Source organism: Bradyrhizobium elkanii USDA 76, from assembly GCF_023278185.1.
Lineage (GTDB): Bacteria > Pseudomonadota > Alphaproteobacteria > Rhizobiales > Xanthobacteraceae > Bradyrhizobium > Bradyrhizobium elkanii.
Map to the genome: position 1 here is coordinate 6,236,667 of NZ_CP066356.1, position 16,455 is coordinate 6,253,121.

Sequence of the window (16,455 nt, forward strand, 5' to 3'; positions counted from 1 at the left end):
ATTGAGCGGCCAACCAAGCCTTTGTGCAGCCGGTTTTGTGGACCATCGGCGATTGATGCACGGAGGTTTCCATGGACCGATCGCCCGCGCGATTGAATCTCGAACATCTGAAGAAGCAGGCCAAGGAGCTCATTCGCCTTTACCGGCGGCAGGCGCCGGAGGCTTACGCGCGTTTCCGGCATGCACTTCCGGCTGCGGCCGGGCGCAGCGATACTGAGATCGCCGCGCTTGATCTGCGGCTGCACGATGCGCAGTCCTGCGTGGCGCGCGATCTCGGCTTCGCCTCCTGGCCGGACCTGCGGCGCTATGTCGACGCACAATTGCCGCCCGGCAAGAGCAAGGCCGATCGCGTGCGGCGATGGCTGCAGCTGGTCTATGCCGCAGACGTCGCCGGCACCACCGACCGCGCCAACCCGCGCGTTGCGGCGCGGATGCTCACCGAGGATCCCGGCCTTGTCGCCGACGATCCCTATCTCGCCTGCGCCATCGGCGACGAGGAGACGGTGCAACGCACCGCCAACGGCGATCCAGCATGGCTCAACCGTCCCGGCGGTCCCTTGAAACTGCCGCCGCTGGTCGCGGTCACGCATTCCAGCCTGTTGCAGATTCCTGAATTTCAGGCACGGCTGCATCGCTGCGCACGCCTGCTGCTGCAAGCCGGCGCCGATCCCGACCAGCACATCAGCAGCCGCTGGCCGCCGGGGTCGCTCGACGCGCCCGATGACAGCAATCCGCTGTCAGCGCTGTACGGCGCCGCCGGCCGCAACCACGATCTCGAGCTGACAAAACTGTTGCTCGAAGCGGGCGCCAATCCGAACGACAATGAATCGCTGTACCACTCGCTCGAAGGCTCGGTGACGACGGGCCTGCTGCTCGAGCATGGCGCGCGGATCGCCGGCACCAACGCGATGTACAAGGTGCTCGACGACGAGAACGTGGCGGCGCTCGACTTGCTGCTGCGGCACGGCGGCAATCCGAACGAACCCGCCGGCAACGCGCCGCTGACCGATTGCGGCTCGCCGCTGCTGTGGGCGATTCGCCGGCGGCGGTCGCGGACCTGCATCGCGACACTGCTCGACGCCGGCGCGGATCCGCGCATCACGACACCAGGCGGGCTCAGCGCCTACAGATACGCGCTGCAATTCGGACTGACCGAGGTCGCCGAGTTGCTGCGCGAGCGCACGGGCGATGAGACGCTTGCCGATGACGAGCGGTTCGTCGCGGCATGCAGCAGCGGTGACGAGAGCGAGGCGCGGCGAATCCAGGCCGGCCGGCCCGATCTTCCAGGTTCACTTTCACCGCAGCAATTGCGGTTGCTTCCGGAGCTCGCCGCGGCAGGCGGCGACGATGCTGTGCGGCTGATGGTCGAGCTCGGCTGGCCGATCACGGTACGCGGCGGCGATTGGGATGCGTCGGCGCTCAATCACGCGGTTTTCCGCGGCAACGCTGCCCTGACGCGATTCCTGCTCGAGCACGGCGCGGAGTGGACCGAACAGCACGGCTTCGGCGACAACGCGTCCGGCTCCTTGTCGTGGGCCTCCTGCAACGAGCCGGTCAGCGGCGGCGACTGGGTGGGCTGCGCGCAGGCCCTGCTCGATCACGGGATGCCGCGCGCCATTCCGGATCGCGACGATCCGGAATGGGTGCTGGTGGCCGGCCGCAGGAAGCTGTTCTCCGACGACGTCAGGGACGTTCTGCTGGGCGAGACGCCCTAACGCGTCATGGCCGGGCTTGTCCCGGCCATCCACGTCTTAGCTTCCACAGGTGTCAAAGACGTGGATGCCCGGGACAAGCCCAGGCATGACGAATACGCATTCGATGCCTTCGCAGAGAGGCTACTCGATCGAATGCCCGATCATCGCGCTGAGCTCGCGCACCAGGCGATCGGACATCTGGCCGGTCACCGGCAGCTTGCGGGCGCGCTCGAACTTTGCGATGGCGTGCTGGGTATCCGCGCCGATCGTGCCGGTCGGCTTGAGCTGGCCGTAGCCATACTCCGTCAGCGTACGCTGGACCGCGGCGATGCGTTTTCCGGCCGGGCTCAGATGCTGTGTCGGGATCGACGCGGGTGGACGAATGACGCTGGACGGCGCGGCAGCCGGGGACGGTGCGGCGGCCGGCGGCGCGGCGGTCGATTTCAGCACCAGATTGGCCATCGGATCGACCGGCTTGGCCTCGGCTTTGGGTTCTGCCGGCTTGGCTTCGACGGACCTGGTCTCGGCCGGCTTGGTCTCCACCGGCTTCACGTCGACGGGCTCGGCCGATCGGGCAGCCGCCTCGGCCGGACGCGGGCGCGGTATCGGGCTGGCGGCCGCGGCAACCGGGGCCGGCGGCGGCAGCGTCACAACCGAACCGCCGAACATCGGCGACGGATGACGGCCGGCCTGCAGGAACAGCGCATTGATCAGGATCGCAACAATGGCAGACGTTGCCAGCACGCCGGCAACCAGATCCTTCGGACTGTGCAGCAGCAGGCGCAGGACGAGGCCACGTTCCTCCTCGGCCGCGATGGCCACCGCCTTGGCGCCGCGGCGACGGCGCGGCGTTTCATCGTCATCCAAAGTCTGTCTAGGCACTCTTCTTCACCTGATGGGTTTGCTCTTGTAGTCCGGAACGCAGCGCGGGCTTCAGGGTCGAGACGTTGCTGGACGGCTCGACGGCGGCGGGCGGGTTGAACGCCAGCGGCAGCGCGACCGACACCGTGGTGCCCTCGCCCACCTTGCTCTCCACATTGATTTCGCCGTGGTGCAGGCCGACCAGCCCCTTCACGATCGAAAGACCAAGACCGGTGCCTTCGTGGCGGCGCTGATAGGTCTTGCCGGCCTGGAAGAACGGATCGCCGATTCGCTTGAGATCATCGGCGGCGATGCCGACGCCGGTGTCCGAGACACGCAGCACCAGCCGCGATCCCTCGACGCCGGCCGACACCGTCACCTTGCCGCCGCGCTCGGTGAACTTGATGGCATTGGAGACCAAATTGAGCACGATCTGCTTGAACGCGCGCGGATCGCCGTTCACGATCGGCAGATCGTCCGGCACGCGGGTGACGAGGTCGACGCCGCTCTCGCGCGCCTTCAACGCCACCAGATTGCAGCAATTGAGCAGCGCCGGCCGCGGCGCAAACGGCTCCGGCGAAATCTCGAAATTGCCCGACTCCATCTTCGACATGTCAAGGATGCCGTTGACGACCGACAACAAGTGCTGGCCGGAATCGTTGATCAGCTGCGCGTATTCCTTGCGGCGGGCCACGTCGAGGCCGAGCACGTCTTCCTGCGCGATCATCTCGGAGAAGCCGATGATGGCGTTGAGCGGGGTGCGCAGTTCGTGGCTCATGGTGGCCAGGAAGCGCGTCTTCGACGCATCGGCTTGCTCGGCCACATTGCGCGCCTGTTCGAGCGCCTGCTCCTGCACCTTGCGATCGGTCACGTCGCGGATCACGGCGACGACTTCGGCATCGGCGGCGGCCTGATCGAGCGGGCGGCAGCGCATCTCGGCCCAGATGAATTCGGCGGCGACCTCGCCCCGCGCACCGTCACGGCGCACGCGGAACTCGACGCTGCGCGAGTCACCGCGCGCGGCGTCCGACAGCGCCGTGAGATAGGCCGGGCGATCGGCGACATGAACGCGGTCGAACAGGCCGTGGCCCAACAGCCGCGATGCCGGCACGCCGAGCATGTTCTCGGCCGCGGGCGAAATGAAGCGCACCGCGCCGTTGCGGCTGTGCCGCGACAGCACGTCGCTCATGTTATGGGCGAGCAGGCGGTAACGCTCTTCCTCGACATAGAGCAGCGCCACGCTGGTGCGCGCCAGCGACTCCGCACCGAAGGCGAGCCCGGCGGCGTAGAAGATCGCCGACACGACTCCGAAGCCGACCAGCGTGCTGTTCGACGCAACCGCGGGATCGACGACCGGCAGCACGTGATAATGGCCGAGCACGCTCAGCAGCGCCGCGCAGATCATCGCCAGCGCGAACGCAAACGCCACCACGCGCCGCGACGCCGACAGCGCCGCCTCGATCGGAATGACGACGAGCCACACGGCGGCGAACGAGGCGATGCCGCCGGTCGTCGCCGCGATCATCATCACGAGACCGGCGAGCGCCAGCGACGAGAGCACATGCGCGCCTTCATAGCGGCCGGTGCGCGACAGGAACCATGACAGCAGGATCGGCGCGATCAGCCAGGCGAATGCCGCGACTTCGATCGCCGTCGGCGCACCGCGCATCGCAAGAAAGGCAGGGAACGAGGCAAGCGCCGCCAGGCTGCCGAGCAGCCGCGGCGCCATGAAGGCACGATGGCGCGCACGCGTCAGCGCATCATATTGCGCCGACGGATGCAGCAGCGCATCCAGGCAATCGCGGATCAGACTCAAACTACTCACAGCACTCGCGCTTCGGCTCAATCGTCAACACAGACGCGCCGGAACGCCTCCTTCGTGATTGCAGGTCAACGTGTCAGAGCGAACTTAAGCGAACGCTAAGGCTGGGCGGCCTGCCGCCAAACACCGCGCATTGGAGTGGGTTTGACCCGCTATTCACCGGCCATTTGTCGGGGGATGGTGAACGGCTGGTTTCCGGATGCGACATTCTATGGTTTCGAAATGGTGGACACGGCGGATCCTGCGCAGCCGACGCGCGTCGGCCGCCATCAATCGAAAATTTACGGCGAATCAATTCAGGCGAATTTTCCGCGATTTTTCGGCGGATTTACTTCAATGCAGATACTTCCGATTTATCGACCGATGCTAACCCTCAAGGCCAATAGCGGCATCGACCGCGCAAGAAGCAAGACAAGACAGACGACCGGGATCGCGCCATGTTCTTCCTGCTGCGTTTGGCATTCTGGCTCGGGCTTGTGCTCGTGCTGCTGCCGAGAGACAAGACACCCGAAGCGGACAAGACGCCGCAGATCAGCGCGTCGGATGCGGTGTCGGCCGCGACCGCGACGATCAACGACATGGGTCAGTTCTGCAAGCGCCAGCCGTCCGCCTGCGAGGTCGGCGGCCAGGCCGCGACCGCGATCGGCCAGCGCGCGACCGACGGGGCGCGCAAGCTCTACCAGATCATCACCGACAAGAAGCCGCCCGACCACACCGGCTCGATCGGCCAGGACGATACCGATTCAGCCACCGCGTCCCGCGACACGCTGACCACGGACGATCAGTCCATCGAATTCCGCCTGCCGCCGACGCCGTAAGGGGAAACCAAAGTGCTGTCGCGCGAAGCGGATCCCGGTTCGCGTGAAGAAAACGCGTCAAAACAACCGGGAACCGGTTCCATTTTCATCGCTTTCGCGGCCCGTCTTCCTATATAAGCCGTCAAGGACAGGACGCGGGCCACGATGACGACGATCGACGAAATCAGGGACAATTTTGCGCTGCTGGACGAGTGGGACGACCGTTACCGCTATGTCATCGAGCTCGGCCGCACGCTCGAACCGTTGTCGGAGGCGGAGCACTCGGCCGAGAACAAGGTGCAGGGCTGCGTCAGCCAGGTCTGGCTGTCGAAGCGGGTCGAGCGCGATGCCAACGGCGAACCGCGCCTGATCTATATCGGCGACAGCGACGCCCACATCGTGCGCGGCCTGGTCGCGATCGTGCTGACGTTGTTTTCCGGGCAGACGCCCAAGGAAATCCTCGGCACCGACGCGCTTGCGCTGTTCGACGAATTCGGCTTCCGCGACCATCTGACGCCGCAACGCTCCAACGGCTTGCGCTCGATGGTCGACCGCATCCGCAACGATGCGCGCGAGGCGCTGGCGTCCGCCGCGTAGATCTTTACTTCCGCTTCCGCGCCTGCTGACCGAGGCCCATCTTCTTGGCGAGTTGGGAGCGCGCCACCGCATAGTTCGGCGCCACCATCGGATAGTCGGCCGGCAGGCCCCATTTGTCGCGATACTGCTCCGGGGTCATGTTGTACTGGGTGCGCAGATGGCGCTTCAGCGACTTGAAGCGCTTGCCGTCCTCGAGGCACACTAGATATTCCGGCGTGATCGACTTCTTCATCGACACCGCGGGCTTGGCCGGCTCGCTCGGCGTGTCGCTGCGTCCGCTCGACACCCGCAGCAAGGCGGAGTGGACCTGACTGATCAGGTTCGGAATGTCCGAGGCCGGCGTCGGATTGTTGCTGAGATAGGCCGAAACGATGTTGGCGGTCAGCTCGACCGGCGTTTTGCCTGACGTATCGGACATGGCTCAATCTTCCCCGTGCTATCGACAGCCCGGCGCGCACCGGACAGTATCCATGCGCAGCAATACATTAATGGAATCGCGTACTACTTTGCGAATATGCACAAATTACAGCAAATCTGACAACAACGGCCGCGTTTCCGGCTTCGGGCCGGCCGCGCGCAAGTATTGGCCCGGATCTTAAGGCCGCTGCTCCAGATGCGACCTGAGCTCGTCGATCGAGGCAAATCGCATCATGCCCTCGGGCATCTGCGCCTCGATCGATCCGTCCGAATAGAGCGAATAGGCCATGCCGTCGACGACGCCCGATTTGAGCACGGTCACCGGCGGCTGCTCCTGGGGCGGCGGCGGATGGCCCGATGACGGCGAGGCGGCGGCGGCCGACTGGGCCTCGCCGAAGGTCGATGGCGTCCGGGGGCCGCGCCGGGCGGCGACGTCGACCGACCGCGGTCGGTCGGCCTTCGGCCAGGCATCGTCGAAGGTTGCCGGCGCCGGTTCGGCCGAACCGCCCGGATTCGAGCGCAGTTCCGGCGACAACAGATCCGGCGTGAGCGGCTCGGCGGCACGCCCCTGGCTCCGTTCGCGGTCCTTGCGCGAGGAGGAGAACAGCAGATTGCGCCGCTTGGGCGGTGCAGAACCATCCGCGGGCGCGGGCGGCACCTCGCCTGATGCGCCGCGCGAGGCGATCTCGTCGTGCCAGGGCGGCGGCGCCGCCGGCGCGGATGGCGGGGACGCGGGAGCCAGCGGCGGAGGCGCCGAGACCTTCGGCTCAGGCGGCGGGAACACCGGATCGTCGGGAGTGCCGCGCGGGGAAGTTGCAGACGGCGACCCGGACCGCAGACCCACGGCAACGACGGCATCGAGCCGGTCGCCCATGGCCTGGAGTTCGCGAAGGATGGCGGCAAGGGCCACAACAATCACGCCGGTACATGCGCCGGTCACGCCTGTCGCGATCAACGTGCCGCCAACGCTGAATTCCTTGTTTGGAATTCCGAGGCCGACCGCCGCCAAGCCCGCCACGACCAGGCCCGCGCCGACGACCAACAGACCAACCTTCATCGAACTAACCCCCGGGAGACCCGACCGAAAATCGGCGCGGGCCACCAACGCCACGATACCGTCATATTGCCCACACCGCCAACCGCCAATTGTAGACAGAGTTCCCTAAAATCCCGCTTAACCAAGCCGCGATGCGTTGCTTCACCGCGGCCGCAGTGACTGTCGGGCAGCCAGCTCCCGTAGATTTACTGGCTACGAATTGCTGCCAATTTATTGCAACGCATCTGGGAAATTACGCCACAATTACCAATTACTCGGAAACGGAACTGCGCTATGGATGCCGGGGAATGAGGCCCTAAAGCGCCAATCTGGGCCACAGGCACGCCGGTATCACTAGCTATGTCATCGATTACGACGTCTGCCCTCGAGGCGCCTGCGCGGCGCTCGGTGGAGAAGACCTGCGACGATCTCGCTGTCCTCGTCCTCGGCGTGGTCGCCGTGGTCGCCGGCTTGACGTTCCGCGATTACGGTCTGGGCTGGGACGATTACACCCACGCTGAATATGCCGACCTCCTGCTGCGCATGTACGAGTCCGGGTTCAAGGACACCGGCGCACTGTCGTTTGCCAATCTGTATATGTACGGCGGCGGCTTCGACATGGCCGCGGCCCTGCTGCACAAGATCATTCCGCTCGAACTGTTCGAGACGCGCCGCCTGCTCGGTGCGATCGTCGGCGTTATCGGCCTTGCGGTGACTTGGCGCCTGGCGCGCCGCGTCGGCGGCCCGCTGGCGGGACTGGCGGCGCTGCTGCTGCTGGCGCTGTGCCCGACCTTCTACGGCCACATGTTCATGAATCCCAAGGATGCGCCGTTCGCCGTGGCGATGGTGGTCCTGATCATGGGCCTGGTGCGCCTGATCGAGGAATATCCGGCGCCCTCGCCGCGCACCATCCTGATCGTCGGCCTGGGGGCCGGCCTGTCGATCGGCTGCCGCGTGCTCGGCGGGCTCGCATTGATCTACGCCGTGGTCGGCTTCGTCCCGCTTCTGATCGAGGAGTTCCGCAAGCAGGGCCCGCGCGAGGCGACCCACCGCTTTGCCCATGTCGTCTATGTGCTGCTGCCGGGGCTTGTGCTGGGCTATCTCGTGATGGGCCTGATCTGGCCGTGGTCGATCATGGAGCCCGGACATCCGCTCGAAGCGGTGACCTATTTCTCGCACTTCTTCGAGAAACCGTGGAAGGAGATGTTCGACGGCGCGCTGGTGTCGGTGCCGGACATGCCGTGGTCCTATCTGCCCACCTTGTTCGCGCTGCAGCTTCCCGAAGTGCTGCTGGTGCTGCTGGCCGCCGCCGTCGTCATCACCTTGATGTCGCTGTCGCGCTACGACGTCACCGCAAAGCGCAAGTCGATCATGCTGATGCTGACGCTGGCGGCGACGCTGCCGCTGGTGATCGCGATGGTGAAGCGGCCGGCGCTCTATAACGGCATCCGCCACTTCATCTTCGTGATTCCGCCGATGACGGTGCTGGCCGGCGTCGCATTCGCGCGCGGCATGGACTGGCTCGGCGAGAACCGCCGCGCCTGGCAGCCCGCGGCGCTCGCCGTGTTCGCGTTCGGCCTCCTGTTGCCGCTCAGCGAAATGATCCGCCTGCATCCGTATCAGTACACGCACTTCAACCACATCGCCGGCACGGTGCGGACCGCGGACAACTTCTTCATGCTGGACTATTGGGGCCTGGCGCTGAAGCAGGCATCCGACGGGCTGCGCGAGCAACTGGCGGAGCGGCAGGAAGTGCCGCCGCAGAACCGCAAGTGGAAGGTCGCAGTGTGCGGACCGCAGCGCCCCGCGCAGGTCGCGCTCGGCCCCGATTTCACGATCGGCTGGGACAGCAACGCCGCCGATTTCGCGATGACGCTCGGCGAATTCTACTGCAAGGGCCTGGCCGCGCCGGTCATGGTCGAGATCAAGCGCGACGACGTCGTGTTCGCCCGCGTCTACGATATCCGCGGCCGCAGCATCTCGAGCCTGCTGGCGATCCCGGCGCCGTAACGCATCACGCTGCCCACTGACGATCGCCGTTCGGATCGTGGGCCGCATGCCGACATGACTGTCACGCCGTTACCCTGCCTTGCTGCGGTCCGCCGGCGGCGCTACGCTTGGATCAAGCAATAACGCCATCAATGGAGCAATCGGCCATGTCGCCAGCGGAAGCGCGCCTGAAGGAAGTGCCGTCGGATATGAGTGCGGCGGAATGGGAGCAGCGGATCAATCTCGCTGCCTGCTACCGGCTGGTCGCGCTCTATGGCTGGGACGATCTGGTCGATACCCACATCTCCGCGCGCGTGCCGGGGCCCGAGCACCACTTCCTGATCAACCCCTACGGGCTGATGTTCGACGAGATCACCGCCTCCAGCCTCGTCAAGGTCGACCTCGACGGCAACCAGCTCTCGAAGAGCGACTACAGCATCAACCCGGCTGGCTTCACCATCCATTCGGCGATCCACGAGGTGCGCGAGGACGCCGGCTGCGTGCTCCATCTGCACACCGTCGACGGCACCGCGGTGTCGAGCGGCCCCGAGGGCCTGCTGCCGCTGAACCAGACCGCGCAGCTCGTCACCCACGACCTCGCCTATCACGACTATGAAGGCATCGCGCTCGATCATGACGAGCGCCCGCGCCTGCAGCGCGATCTCGGCAGTAAGAACCACATGCTGCTGCGCAATCACGGCACCCTGACGGTCGGCCGCTCGGTCGCGTCCGCGTTCGAGCGGATGTACCATCTGGAGCGCGCCTGCTCGATGCAGGTGGCGACCCGCGCGCTCGGACCGATCGCCTATCCGGTCGACCAGCACGCGATCGACAAGAACACCGAGCTGCTGTCGAACCCCGATCGCGCCGAGCTGCGCTCGACCCAGCTGGTCTGGCCGCCGCTGCTGCGCAAGCTCGACCGGGTCAATCCCGGTTATCGTGATTGAAATTTCACAATCTTCGGGTAGGCTAAAGCCAACATCCTCTGCACTATCGGAATCAAAACGCCGCCCAATCCCGGGCGGCGTTTTTACGTGCAGTGCGCCCTGCGCTATTTGGCCTCGGCGAACGCCGCCAGGATCCGCGCCCAGGAGCGGATGCCCTTGTGGTAGCTCTTGAGGTCGTACTTCTCGTTCGGCGAATGGATGTTGTCGTCGTCGAGCCCGAAGCCTATCAGCACGCTGTCGAGGCCGAGCGTGTGCTTGAAATCGGCAACGATCGGGATCGAGGCACCGGAGCCGATCAAGAGCGCCTCCTTGCCCCATTCGTCGGTCAGCGCGCGGCGCGCCGCTGCCAGCGGCTTCATGTTCCAGTCGAGCGCGATCGCCGGCGCGCTGGAATGGTCGGTGAACTCGGCCTTGCAGTCGGCCGGCAGGCGGGCCTTCACATAGTCGCGGAACGCCTTTCGGATCTTCTCGGGATCCTGCCCCTCGACCAGGCGGAACGAGACCTTCGCTGACGCCTCCGCCGCGATCACCGTCTTGGAGCCCTCGCCGGTATAGCCGCCGACGATACCGTTGATGTCGCAGGTCGGGCGCGAGGAGACCTGCTCGATCAAGAGCCGGTCCTTTTCGCCGGCGGGCACCGAGAGGCCGATCGGCTTGAGGAAGCTCTCCGGCGTCAGATTGAGCTGCTTCCACTGGGCCAGAATATCCGGCGGCAAATCCTTCACGCCGTCATAGAAGCCGGGGATGGTGATGTGGCCGTTCTCGTCATGCAGCCCGCCGAGGATCCGTGTCAGCACGCGGATCGGGTTCTGCGCGCCGCCGCCGAACACGCCGGAATGCAGGTCGCGATTGGCGGCCTTGATCTTGACCTCGTCATAGACCAGGCCGCGCAGCGAGGTGGTGATCGCCGGCGTATTCGGGTCCCACATGCCGGTGTCGCAGACCAGCGCGAAGTCGGCCTTGAGATCGTCCTTGTTCGCCTCCAGGAACGGCACGAAATTCTTCGAGCCGATCTCCTCTTCTCCCTCGATGACGATGGTGATGTCGACCGGCAGCGATCCCGTCACCGTCTTCCAGGCACGGCACGCCTCGACGAAGGTCATCAACTGTCCCTTGTCGTCCTCGGCGCCGCGCGCGACGATGATCTTGCGTCCGTCGGCGTGGTCGGTCACCACGGGCTCGAACGGCGGACGGTGCCAGAGATTCAAGGGATCGACCGGCTGCACGTCGTAGTGGCCGTAGAACAGCACATGCGGGCGTCCGTCGGTCGAGCCGTTCAGCTTGCCGACAACGGCCGGATGGCCGGCGGTCGGCCGCACTTCGGTCTTGAAGCCGAGGGTTGCGATATCCTTGGCGAGATGATCGGCAGCCGCCTTGCAGTCATCGGCGAAGGCCGGATCGGCCGAGATCGATTTGATCCGCAAGAGCGTGAACAGCCGCTCGAGACTGTTGTCGAAATCGGCGTCGATGCGGTCGAGGACGGGCTGCAACTTGGCGTTGGACATCGCGGATATCCTTTTTGTTGGACGTTGCGCCAGGTTGTAGCGCGCCGGCCGCGCGAGGCAAAGCCGGTCTCCCGCTTCGGCCGGCCGGCGCGATGCTATCTGCGCAGCAATCCACCGAGGGCGCCGCGCACCAGCGCCCGGCCGATCGAGCCGCCAACCGAACCGCCGAGCGATTTGCCGAGATCGGCGGCCACGCCACCGATCACCTTGTCGGTCACCGAGCGCGTGACGCTGCGCGCGATCACCTGCCCGGTCGACATGCGGCCGCGCTTGACGTTGGTGCCGAAGATCGTGGACGCGATCGAACCGAGCTGGCCGAGGATGCCGCCACCTTCGCCGCCAGCGCTGCCGTCCGCCGGCGCCGCCGTCCCGGCGAGCCGCTTCTGGATGATCTCGTAGGCGGATTCGGCGTCGACCGCGGTGTCGTATTTGCCCTTCACCGGGCTCGCATCCATGATCGCCTTGCGCTCCTCCGGCGTGATCGGCCCGATCCGCGCCGATGGCGGGCGCACCATGACGCGCTCGACCATCGATGGCGTGCCGCCGCCCTCGAGGAACGACACCAGCGCCTCGCCCTTGCCGAGCTCCATGATCACCCGCGCGGTGTCGAGCTTCGGATTGGGCCGGAAGGTCTGCGCGGCCGCGGCAACCGCCTTCTGGTCGCGCGGTGTGAACGCGCGCAGCGCGTGCTGCACGCGGTTGCCGAGCTGCGCCAGCACCTTGTCCGGCACGTCGATCGGATTCTGCGTGACGAAATAGACACCGACGCCCTTGGAGCGGATCAGGCGCACCACCTGCTCGATCTTGTCCATCAGCGCCTTCGGCGCGTCGTTGAACAAGAGATGCGCCTCGTCGAAGAAGAACACCAGCTTCGGCTTCGGCAGGTCGCCGGCTTCCGGCAATTCCTCGAACAATTCCGAAAGCATCCAGAGCAGGAACGTGGCGTAAAGCCGCGGGCTCTGCATCAGCTTGTCGGCAACCAGGATATTGACCATGCCGCGGCCGTCGCGGTCGGTCCGCATGAAATCCTTCAGCGTCAGCGCCGGCTCGCCGAAGAACTTCGCGCCGCCCTGGTTCTCGAGCACCAGGAGCTGACGCTGGATCGTTCCGATCGTCGCCTTGGACACATTGCCGTAGCTCTGTGCCGCCTTGCGGATCGGTGTCAGCGGATCCTCCTCGTCGTCGGCAGCTTTCTTGCTGGTGTCCGGGGCGATCGCATCCAGCAACGCCCGCAGGTCCTTCATGTCGATCAACGTGAGGCCGTTCTCGTCGGCGACGCGGAAGGCAACATTGAGCACACCCTCCTGCACGTCGTTCAGATCGAGCATCCGCGACAGCAACAGCGGTCCCATCTCGGTGACCGTGGCGCGCACCGGATGGCCCTGCTCGCCGAACACGTCCCAGAACACGGTCGAGAACTGATCGGGCTGGAAGGTCAGGCCCATCTCCTTGGCGCGCTTCAGGATGAAGTCCTTGGCCTCGCCGACTTCGGAGATACCGGAAAGATCGCCCTTGATGTCGGCTGCGAAAACCGGAACGCCGGCGCGCGCAAATCCTTCGGCCATGACCTGTAGGGTGACGGTCTTGCCGGTTCCCGTCGCACCGGTCACAAGGCCGTGGCGGTTGGCCAGCGCAAGCGTCAGCCACGCTGCTTCCTCGCCCTTGCCGATAAAGATTTTCTCATCGGTGTCGGCCAACTTGGTGTCGGACGTCGCCATCGCTTCGCCTCTTAACGCGATTTTAAATCGGCTCGATCCATTCGAACCGATGACATCATATTGCATCTTGCAGGTCGATTGAAACCATCGGCGCGCACTGATGTATATTGTCGCTCTACCAGTTCCTCATACTTTATTCCCGGCCAAGTGACGAAAGGCATTGCGCATTGCGCCAAGATGGTGTGAATCCGCCGCTCACTCTTGCAGAGGTGCAACACTTCCGACGCGATCGAAAAAGAAAACGAACTGAAATGCGCGGATCGCTTGTATTTCGTGACACAGGCGCTCAAGATAAATCTTCAAGAATGATCCGGCAAAAACCGGTTGAGGCGGGGCAATATGGACGAATTGGTTGGGCAGCTGGCCGCGAAAGCCGGCATCGACGGTGCTGTCGCTGAAAAAACCATCGGCATCGTTCTGGGTTTCCTCCGTAACGAGGGACCTTCCGACAAGGTCCAGGCTCTGATCGACCAAATCCCCGGCGCCGAAGCGGCAATCGCCGCCTCCAACAACAGCGGTGGTCTATCGCGGTTGATGGGTGGCGGTCTGATGGCTGTCGGCACCCGGCTGATGGCGCTTGGATTGAGCATGAGTGAGATTCAGAACGTCGCGCGTGAACTTTTCAGGTTCGGCCGCGACAAAATCGGAGCGGATCAAATGGGCGAGATCATCTCGGGGACGCCGGGCCTCAGCCAGTTTGCCTGAAGCATTTTCCCAAACGCCTTTGCACGTGCGCTCCCTTCTACCTGCATACGAGTATCATGACATACCCCCTCTCCGAGATCGAAGGCCTGTCCGCCTATTGCGCCACCAAACTGAAATCGCAGGGTATCCGCACGACCGACGCACTGCTTGAAGCCGCCCGCACCGTCAAGGGACGCAAGGCGCTCGCCGCCAAGACTGGGATCAGCGAACAACAATTGCTCGAATGGGCCAACATCTCCGACTACATGCGGATTCCCGGCATGGGCAAGGCGAAGGTCGGCCTGGTCCGCGCCGCCGGCGTCACCACCGTGCGCGAGCTCGCACACCGCAACCCGTCGCGGCTCGCGCAGAGCATGAAGGACGCCAATGTGCGCCGTAAGCTCGTCCGCGTGATGCCGTCGGAGAAATCGGTCGAGCTGCTAATCGAAGAGGCACGCAAGCTGCCTCCCAAAATCACATATTAGCCTGTCTTAACGGCATCCGGCCGCCGGCCGCGTCACCCGTCATCGCCACACCTTGACTTGCCGCTGCGGTCAGCGCAAAGCCACCGCATGATGGCGAGCAAGCCCATAGCATCGGCGGTGACCGGCCCGGCCGTATCGGCGGTGCTGCCGGCGCTGTTGTCGCGGCCTTATCCGGCGGTGATGGGCATCCTGAACGTGACGCCGGACTCGTTCTCCGACGGCGGCCAGTTCGCCGCACCCGAAGAGGCGCTGGCACAGGCCCGCAAGCTGGTCGCCGAGGGCGCCGATATCATCGACATCGGCGCGGAATCCACCCGCCCTTACGGCTCGCAGCCGGTCACCGCCGAGGCCGAGATGGCGCGGCTGAAGCCGGTGCTGTCCGACGTGATCGCGCTTGGCGTGCCGGTCTCGATCGACAGTATGAAATCGGAGGTCGTGGCCTGGGCGCTCGACCAGGGCGCGGCGATCGCCAATGACGTCTGGGGCCTGCAGCGCGATGCCGGCATGGCGCCGCTTGTCGCCGCACGCGACGTGCCCGTGATCATCATGCACAATCGCGAGCAGGCCGATCCGGCGATCGACATCATGCAGGACATCGCCGCCTTCTTCGAGCGCTCGCTCGCAATCGCCGCGAGCGCCGGCATTTCGCCCGACCGGATCGTGCTCGATCCCGGCATCGGCTTCGGCAAGACCCCGGAGCAGAGCATGATCGCGCTGGCGCGGCTCTCCGAGCTCGGCTCGTTCCGCCTGCCGCTGCTGGTCGGCGCCTCGCGCAAGCGCTTCATCAGCACGGTCGTGCCGTCGGAGCCGCAACAGCGGATCGGCGGCTCGATCGCGGCGCATCTGATTGCCGCGCAGAATGGCGCCCGTATCATCCGCGCGCATGACGTCGCCGAAACCGTTCAGGCGCTGCGCGTGGCCGCAGCAATCGAGGGACAGCAATGACCGATACGATCTTCATCACCGGGATCGTCATCCATGCCCGTCATGGCGTGATGGAGCATGAGACCGAAGTCGGGCAGCGCTTCGTCATCGATCTCGAGCTCTATACCGACCTCTCGGAATCCTCGCGCACCGACCGCCTCTCCGACACCGTCTCCTATTCCAACGTGGTGGCGACCGCGACATCGGCATTCAAGAACACCAACTACAAGCTGCTGGAGCGCGCCGCCGGCGCAGTGGCCGAGGACATCCTGGCGAGCTTCCCGCGCATCCGGGCGGTCAAGGTCACGGTGCACAAGCCGCATGCGCCGATCGCCGCGATCTTCGACGATGTCGGCGTGGTGCTGACCCGCTCGCGCCATCAACCGCCTCAGGGTTGAACGCAGATGGCCGACGTCCTGATCGCCCTCGGCGGCAATGTCGGCGATGTCCGCGCCACGTTTCGCAAGGCGATCGCCAATATCTGCGGCATGGCCCAGGCCGCACTTATCGCACGCTCGTCGGATTATTCGACGCCGCCCTGGGGCGAGCAGCAGCAGGACAGCTTCATCAACGCCTGCATCGAGATCGAGACCAGTCTCGATCCGCATGCGCTGCTGTTCACGCTGCACAAGATCGAAGCCAAGTTCGGCCGCGACCGCGCCCATGAGCAGCGCTGGGGACCGCGCACGCTCGACCTTGACCTGATCGCCTATGACGACGTCACGCTGAACAAGCCGGAACTGACGCTGCCGCACCCGCGTTTGTTCGAACGCGCCTTCGTGCTGGTGCCGCTCGCCGAGATCGTTCCCGACCGCGTCATCGCCGGGCGCCGCGTCGCCGATGCGCTGGCCGAGGTCTCCGCCGACGGTATTTTCCGTCTAGCGGACCTCGATTAAAGCCAAACCACCGCAAACAACCGTTTGGCTTGGCCGCCCGCCCGTGGCAATTTCCGGCCAAATCAAGGGGCTCCTCGCGGGGC

Annotated in this window: 16 protein-coding genes; 10 read left to right on the forward strand and 6 right to left on the reverse strand. The window is 65.2% G+C overall.

Translation table 11 applies throughout. From position 1 onward, the window contains the following. Positions 1 to 71: 71 nt before the first annotated feature. Complete coding sequence (locus JEY66_RS30150; RefSeq protein WP_018270659.1) at positions 72 to 1,715, forward strand: ankyrin repeat domain-containing protein; 1,644 nt, start codon at positions 72 to 74, stop codon at positions 1,713 to 1,715. 120 nt (positions 1,716 to 1,835) lie between these two features. Here the strand turns inward: JEY66_RS30150 and JEY66_RS30155 are convergent, their stop codons facing one another. Next, entirely contained in the window at positions 1,836 to 2,576 is a 741-nt protein-coding gene (locus JEY66_RS30155) for a peptidoglycan-binding domain-containing protein (RefSeq protein WP_026192519.1), read from the reverse strand. Continuing rightward, a complete protein-coding gene (locus JEY66_RS30160; RefSeq protein WP_041482627.1) occupies positions 2,569 to 4,380 on the reverse strand; it encodes a PAS domain-containing sensor histidine kinase in 1,812 nt (603 codons plus the stop codon). The genes JEY66_RS30155 and JEY66_RS30160 overlap by 8 nt, the downstream gene beginning before the upstream one ends. Positions 4,381 to 4,814: 434 nt before the next feature. On the opposite strand from JEY66_RS30160, the gene JEY66_RS30165 reads away from it, so the two are divergent. After that, positions 4,815 to 5,195 carry a DUF5330 domain-containing protein gene (locus tag JEY66_RS30165; protein WP_016841842.1) on the forward strand — a complete coding sequence of 127 codons (381 nt, stop codon included), beginning with the start codon at positions 4,815 to 4,817 and terminating at the stop codon, positions 5,193 to 5,195. Positions 5,196 to 5,339: 144 nt separating this feature from the next. Next, complete coding sequence (locus tag JEY66_RS30170; protein ID WP_018270657.1) at positions 5,340 to 5,771, forward strand: SufE family protein; 432 nt, start codon at positions 5,340 to 5,342, stop codon at positions 5,769 to 5,771. A gap of 4 nt (positions 5,772 to 5,775) precedes the next feature. Here the strand turns inward: JEY66_RS30170 and JEY66_RS30175 are convergent, their stop codons facing one another. Then, positions 5,776 to 6,189: a Ros/MucR family transcriptional regulator gene (locus JEY66_RS30175; protein ID WP_018270656.1), complete on the reverse strand. Its 414-nt coding sequence runs from the start codon at positions 6,187 to 6,189 to the stop codon at positions 5,776 to 5,778. Between the two features lie 177 nt (positions 6,190 to 6,366). After that, positions 6,367 to 7,245 (reverse strand): hypothetical protein, encoded by an 879-nt coding sequence (locus tag JEY66_RS30180; protein WP_018270655.1) that lies wholly within the window; start codon positions 7,243 to 7,245, stop codon positions 6,367 to 6,369. A gap of 339 nt (positions 7,246 to 7,584) precedes the next feature. On the opposite strand from JEY66_RS30180, the gene JEY66_RS30185 reads away from it, so the two are divergent. Together JEY66_RS30185 and JEY66_RS30190 are read left to right on the forward strand one after the other, a co-directional pair. Then, positions 7,585 to 9,234 carry a glycosyltransferase family 39 protein gene (locus JEY66_RS30185; RefSeq protein ID WP_018270654.1) on the forward strand — a complete coding sequence of 550 codons (1,650 nt, stop codon included), beginning with the start codon at positions 7,585 to 7,587 and terminating at the stop codon, positions 9,232 to 9,234. 146 nt (positions 9,235 to 9,380) lie between these two features. Continuing rightward, complete coding sequence (locus tag JEY66_RS30190) at positions 9,381 to 10,160, forward strand: class II aldolase/adducin family protein (protein WP_026192517.1); 780 nt, start codon at positions 9,381 to 9,383, stop codon at positions 10,158 to 10,160. A gap of 104 nt (positions 10,161 to 10,264) precedes the next feature. Here the strand turns inward: JEY66_RS30190 and JEY66_RS30195 are convergent, their stop codons facing one another. Together JEY66_RS30195 and JEY66_RS30200 are read right to left on the reverse strand one after the other, a co-directional pair. Beyond that, positions 10,265 to 11,665, reverse strand: a complete 1,401-nt coding sequence (locus JEY66_RS30195) for a M20/M25/M40 family metallo-hydrolase (protein WP_018270652.1) — start codon at positions 11,663 to 11,665, stop codon at positions 10,265 to 10,267. A gap of 95 nt (positions 11,666 to 11,760) precedes the next feature. Further along, a complete protein-coding gene (locus JEY66_RS30200) occupies positions 11,761 to 13,383 on the reverse strand; it encodes a helicase HerA-like domain-containing protein (protein ID WP_018270651.1) in 1,623 nt (540 codons plus the stop codon). A gap of 339 nt (positions 13,384 to 13,722) precedes the next feature. Between JEY66_RS30200 and JEY66_RS30205 the strand changes: the two genes are divergently transcribed. The 5 genes from JEY66_RS30205 (at position 13,723) to folK (ending at position 16,372) form a co-directional block, all read left to right on the forward strand. Further along, positions 13,723 to 14,088 carry a hypothetical protein gene (locus tag JEY66_RS30205; protein ID WP_016841849.1) on the forward strand — a complete coding sequence of 122 codons (366 nt, stop codon included), beginning with the start codon at positions 13,723 to 13,725 and terminating at the stop codon, positions 14,086 to 14,088. Positions 14,089 to 14,144: 56 nt separating this feature from the next. Then, positions 14,145 to 14,552: a DUF4332 domain-containing protein gene (locus JEY66_RS30210; RefSeq protein ID WP_018270650.1), complete on the forward strand. Its 408-nt coding sequence runs from the start codon at positions 14,145 to 14,147 to the stop codon at positions 14,550 to 14,552. Between the two features lie 87 nt (positions 14,553 to 14,639). Beyond that, positions 14,640 to 15,497: a dihydropteroate synthase gene (gene folP, locus JEY66_RS30215; protein WP_080650341.1), complete on the forward strand. Its 858-nt coding sequence runs from the start codon at positions 14,640 to 14,642 to the stop codon at positions 15,495 to 15,497. Continuing rightward, positions 15,494 to 15,874 carry a dihydroneopterin aldolase gene (gene folB, locus JEY66_RS30220; protein WP_016842351.1) on the forward strand — a complete coding sequence of 127 codons (381 nt, stop codon included), beginning with the start codon at positions 15,494 to 15,496 and terminating at the stop codon, positions 15,872 to 15,874. Before folP ends, folB begins: the two co-directional genes overlap by 4 nt. A 6-nt stretch (positions 15,875 to 15,880) precedes the next feature. Then, the gene (folK, locus tag JEY66_RS30225) at positions 15,881 to 16,372 is read left to right on the forward strand and encodes a 2-amino-4-hydroxy-6-hydroxymethyldihydropteridine diphosphokinase (RefSeq protein ID WP_018270648.1); all 492 of its coding nucleotides are present in this window, start codon (positions 15,881 to 15,883) and stop codon (positions 16,370 to 16,372) included. Positions 16,373 to 16,455: the final 83 nt, after the last annotated feature.

Bases quoted from the DNA above. Each gene is read 5' to 3' on its own strand.
- JEY66_RS30200 (WP_018270651.1), bottom strand. From the start codon at position 13,383: ATGGCGACGTCCGACACCAAGTTGGCCGACACCGATGAGAAAATCTTT.
- JEY66_RS30165 (WP_016841842.1), top strand. From the start codon at position 4,815: ATGTTCTTCCTGCTGCGTTTGGCATTCTGGCTCGGGCTTGTGCTCGTG.
- JEY66_RS30170 (WP_018270657.1), top strand. From the start codon at position 5,340: ATGACGACGATCGACGAAATCAGGGACAATTTTGCGCTGCTGGACGAG.
- folK (WP_018270648.1), top strand. From the start codon at position 15,881: ATGGCCGACGTCCTGATCGCCCTCGGCGGCAATGTCGGCGATGTCCGC.
- JEY66_RS30150 (WP_018270659.1), top strand. From the start codon at position 72: ATGGACCGATCGCCCGCGCGATTGAATCTCGAACATCTGAAGAAGCAG.
- JEY66_RS30205 (WP_016841849.1), top strand. From the start codon at position 13,723: ATGGACGAATTGGTTGGGCAGCTGGCCGCGAAAGCCGGCATCGACGGT.
- JEY66_RS30210 (WP_018270650.1), top strand. From the start codon at position 14,145: ATGACATACCCCCTCTCCGAGATCGAAGGCCTGTCCGCCTATTGCGCC.
- JEY66_RS30190 (WP_026192517.1), top strand. From the start codon at position 9,381: ATGTCGCCAGCGGAAGCGCGCCTGAAGGAAGTGCCGTCGGATATGAGT.
- JEY66_RS30180 (WP_018270655.1), bottom strand. From the start codon at position 7,245: ATGAAGGTTGGTCTGTTGGTCGTCGGCGCGGGCCTGGTCGTGGCGGGC.
- JEY66_RS30185 (WP_018270654.1), top strand. From the start codon at position 7,585: ATGTCATCGATTACGACGTCTGCCCTCGAGGCGCCTGCGCGGCGCTCG.
- JEY66_RS30195 (WP_018270652.1), bottom strand. From the start codon at position 11,665: ATGTCCAACGCCAAGTTGCAGCCCGTCCTCGACCGCATCGACGCCGAT.
- folB (WP_016842351.1), top strand. From the start codon at position 15,494: ATGACCGATACGATCTTCATCACCGGGATCGTCATCCATGCCCGTCAT.
- JEY66_RS30175 (WP_018270656.1), bottom strand. From the start codon at position 6,189: ATGTCCGATACGTCAGGCAAAACGCCGGTCGAGCTGACCGCCAACATC.
- folP (WP_080650341.1), top strand. From the start codon at position 14,640: ATGATGGCGAGCAAGCCCATAGCATCGGCGGTGACCGGCCCGGCCGTA.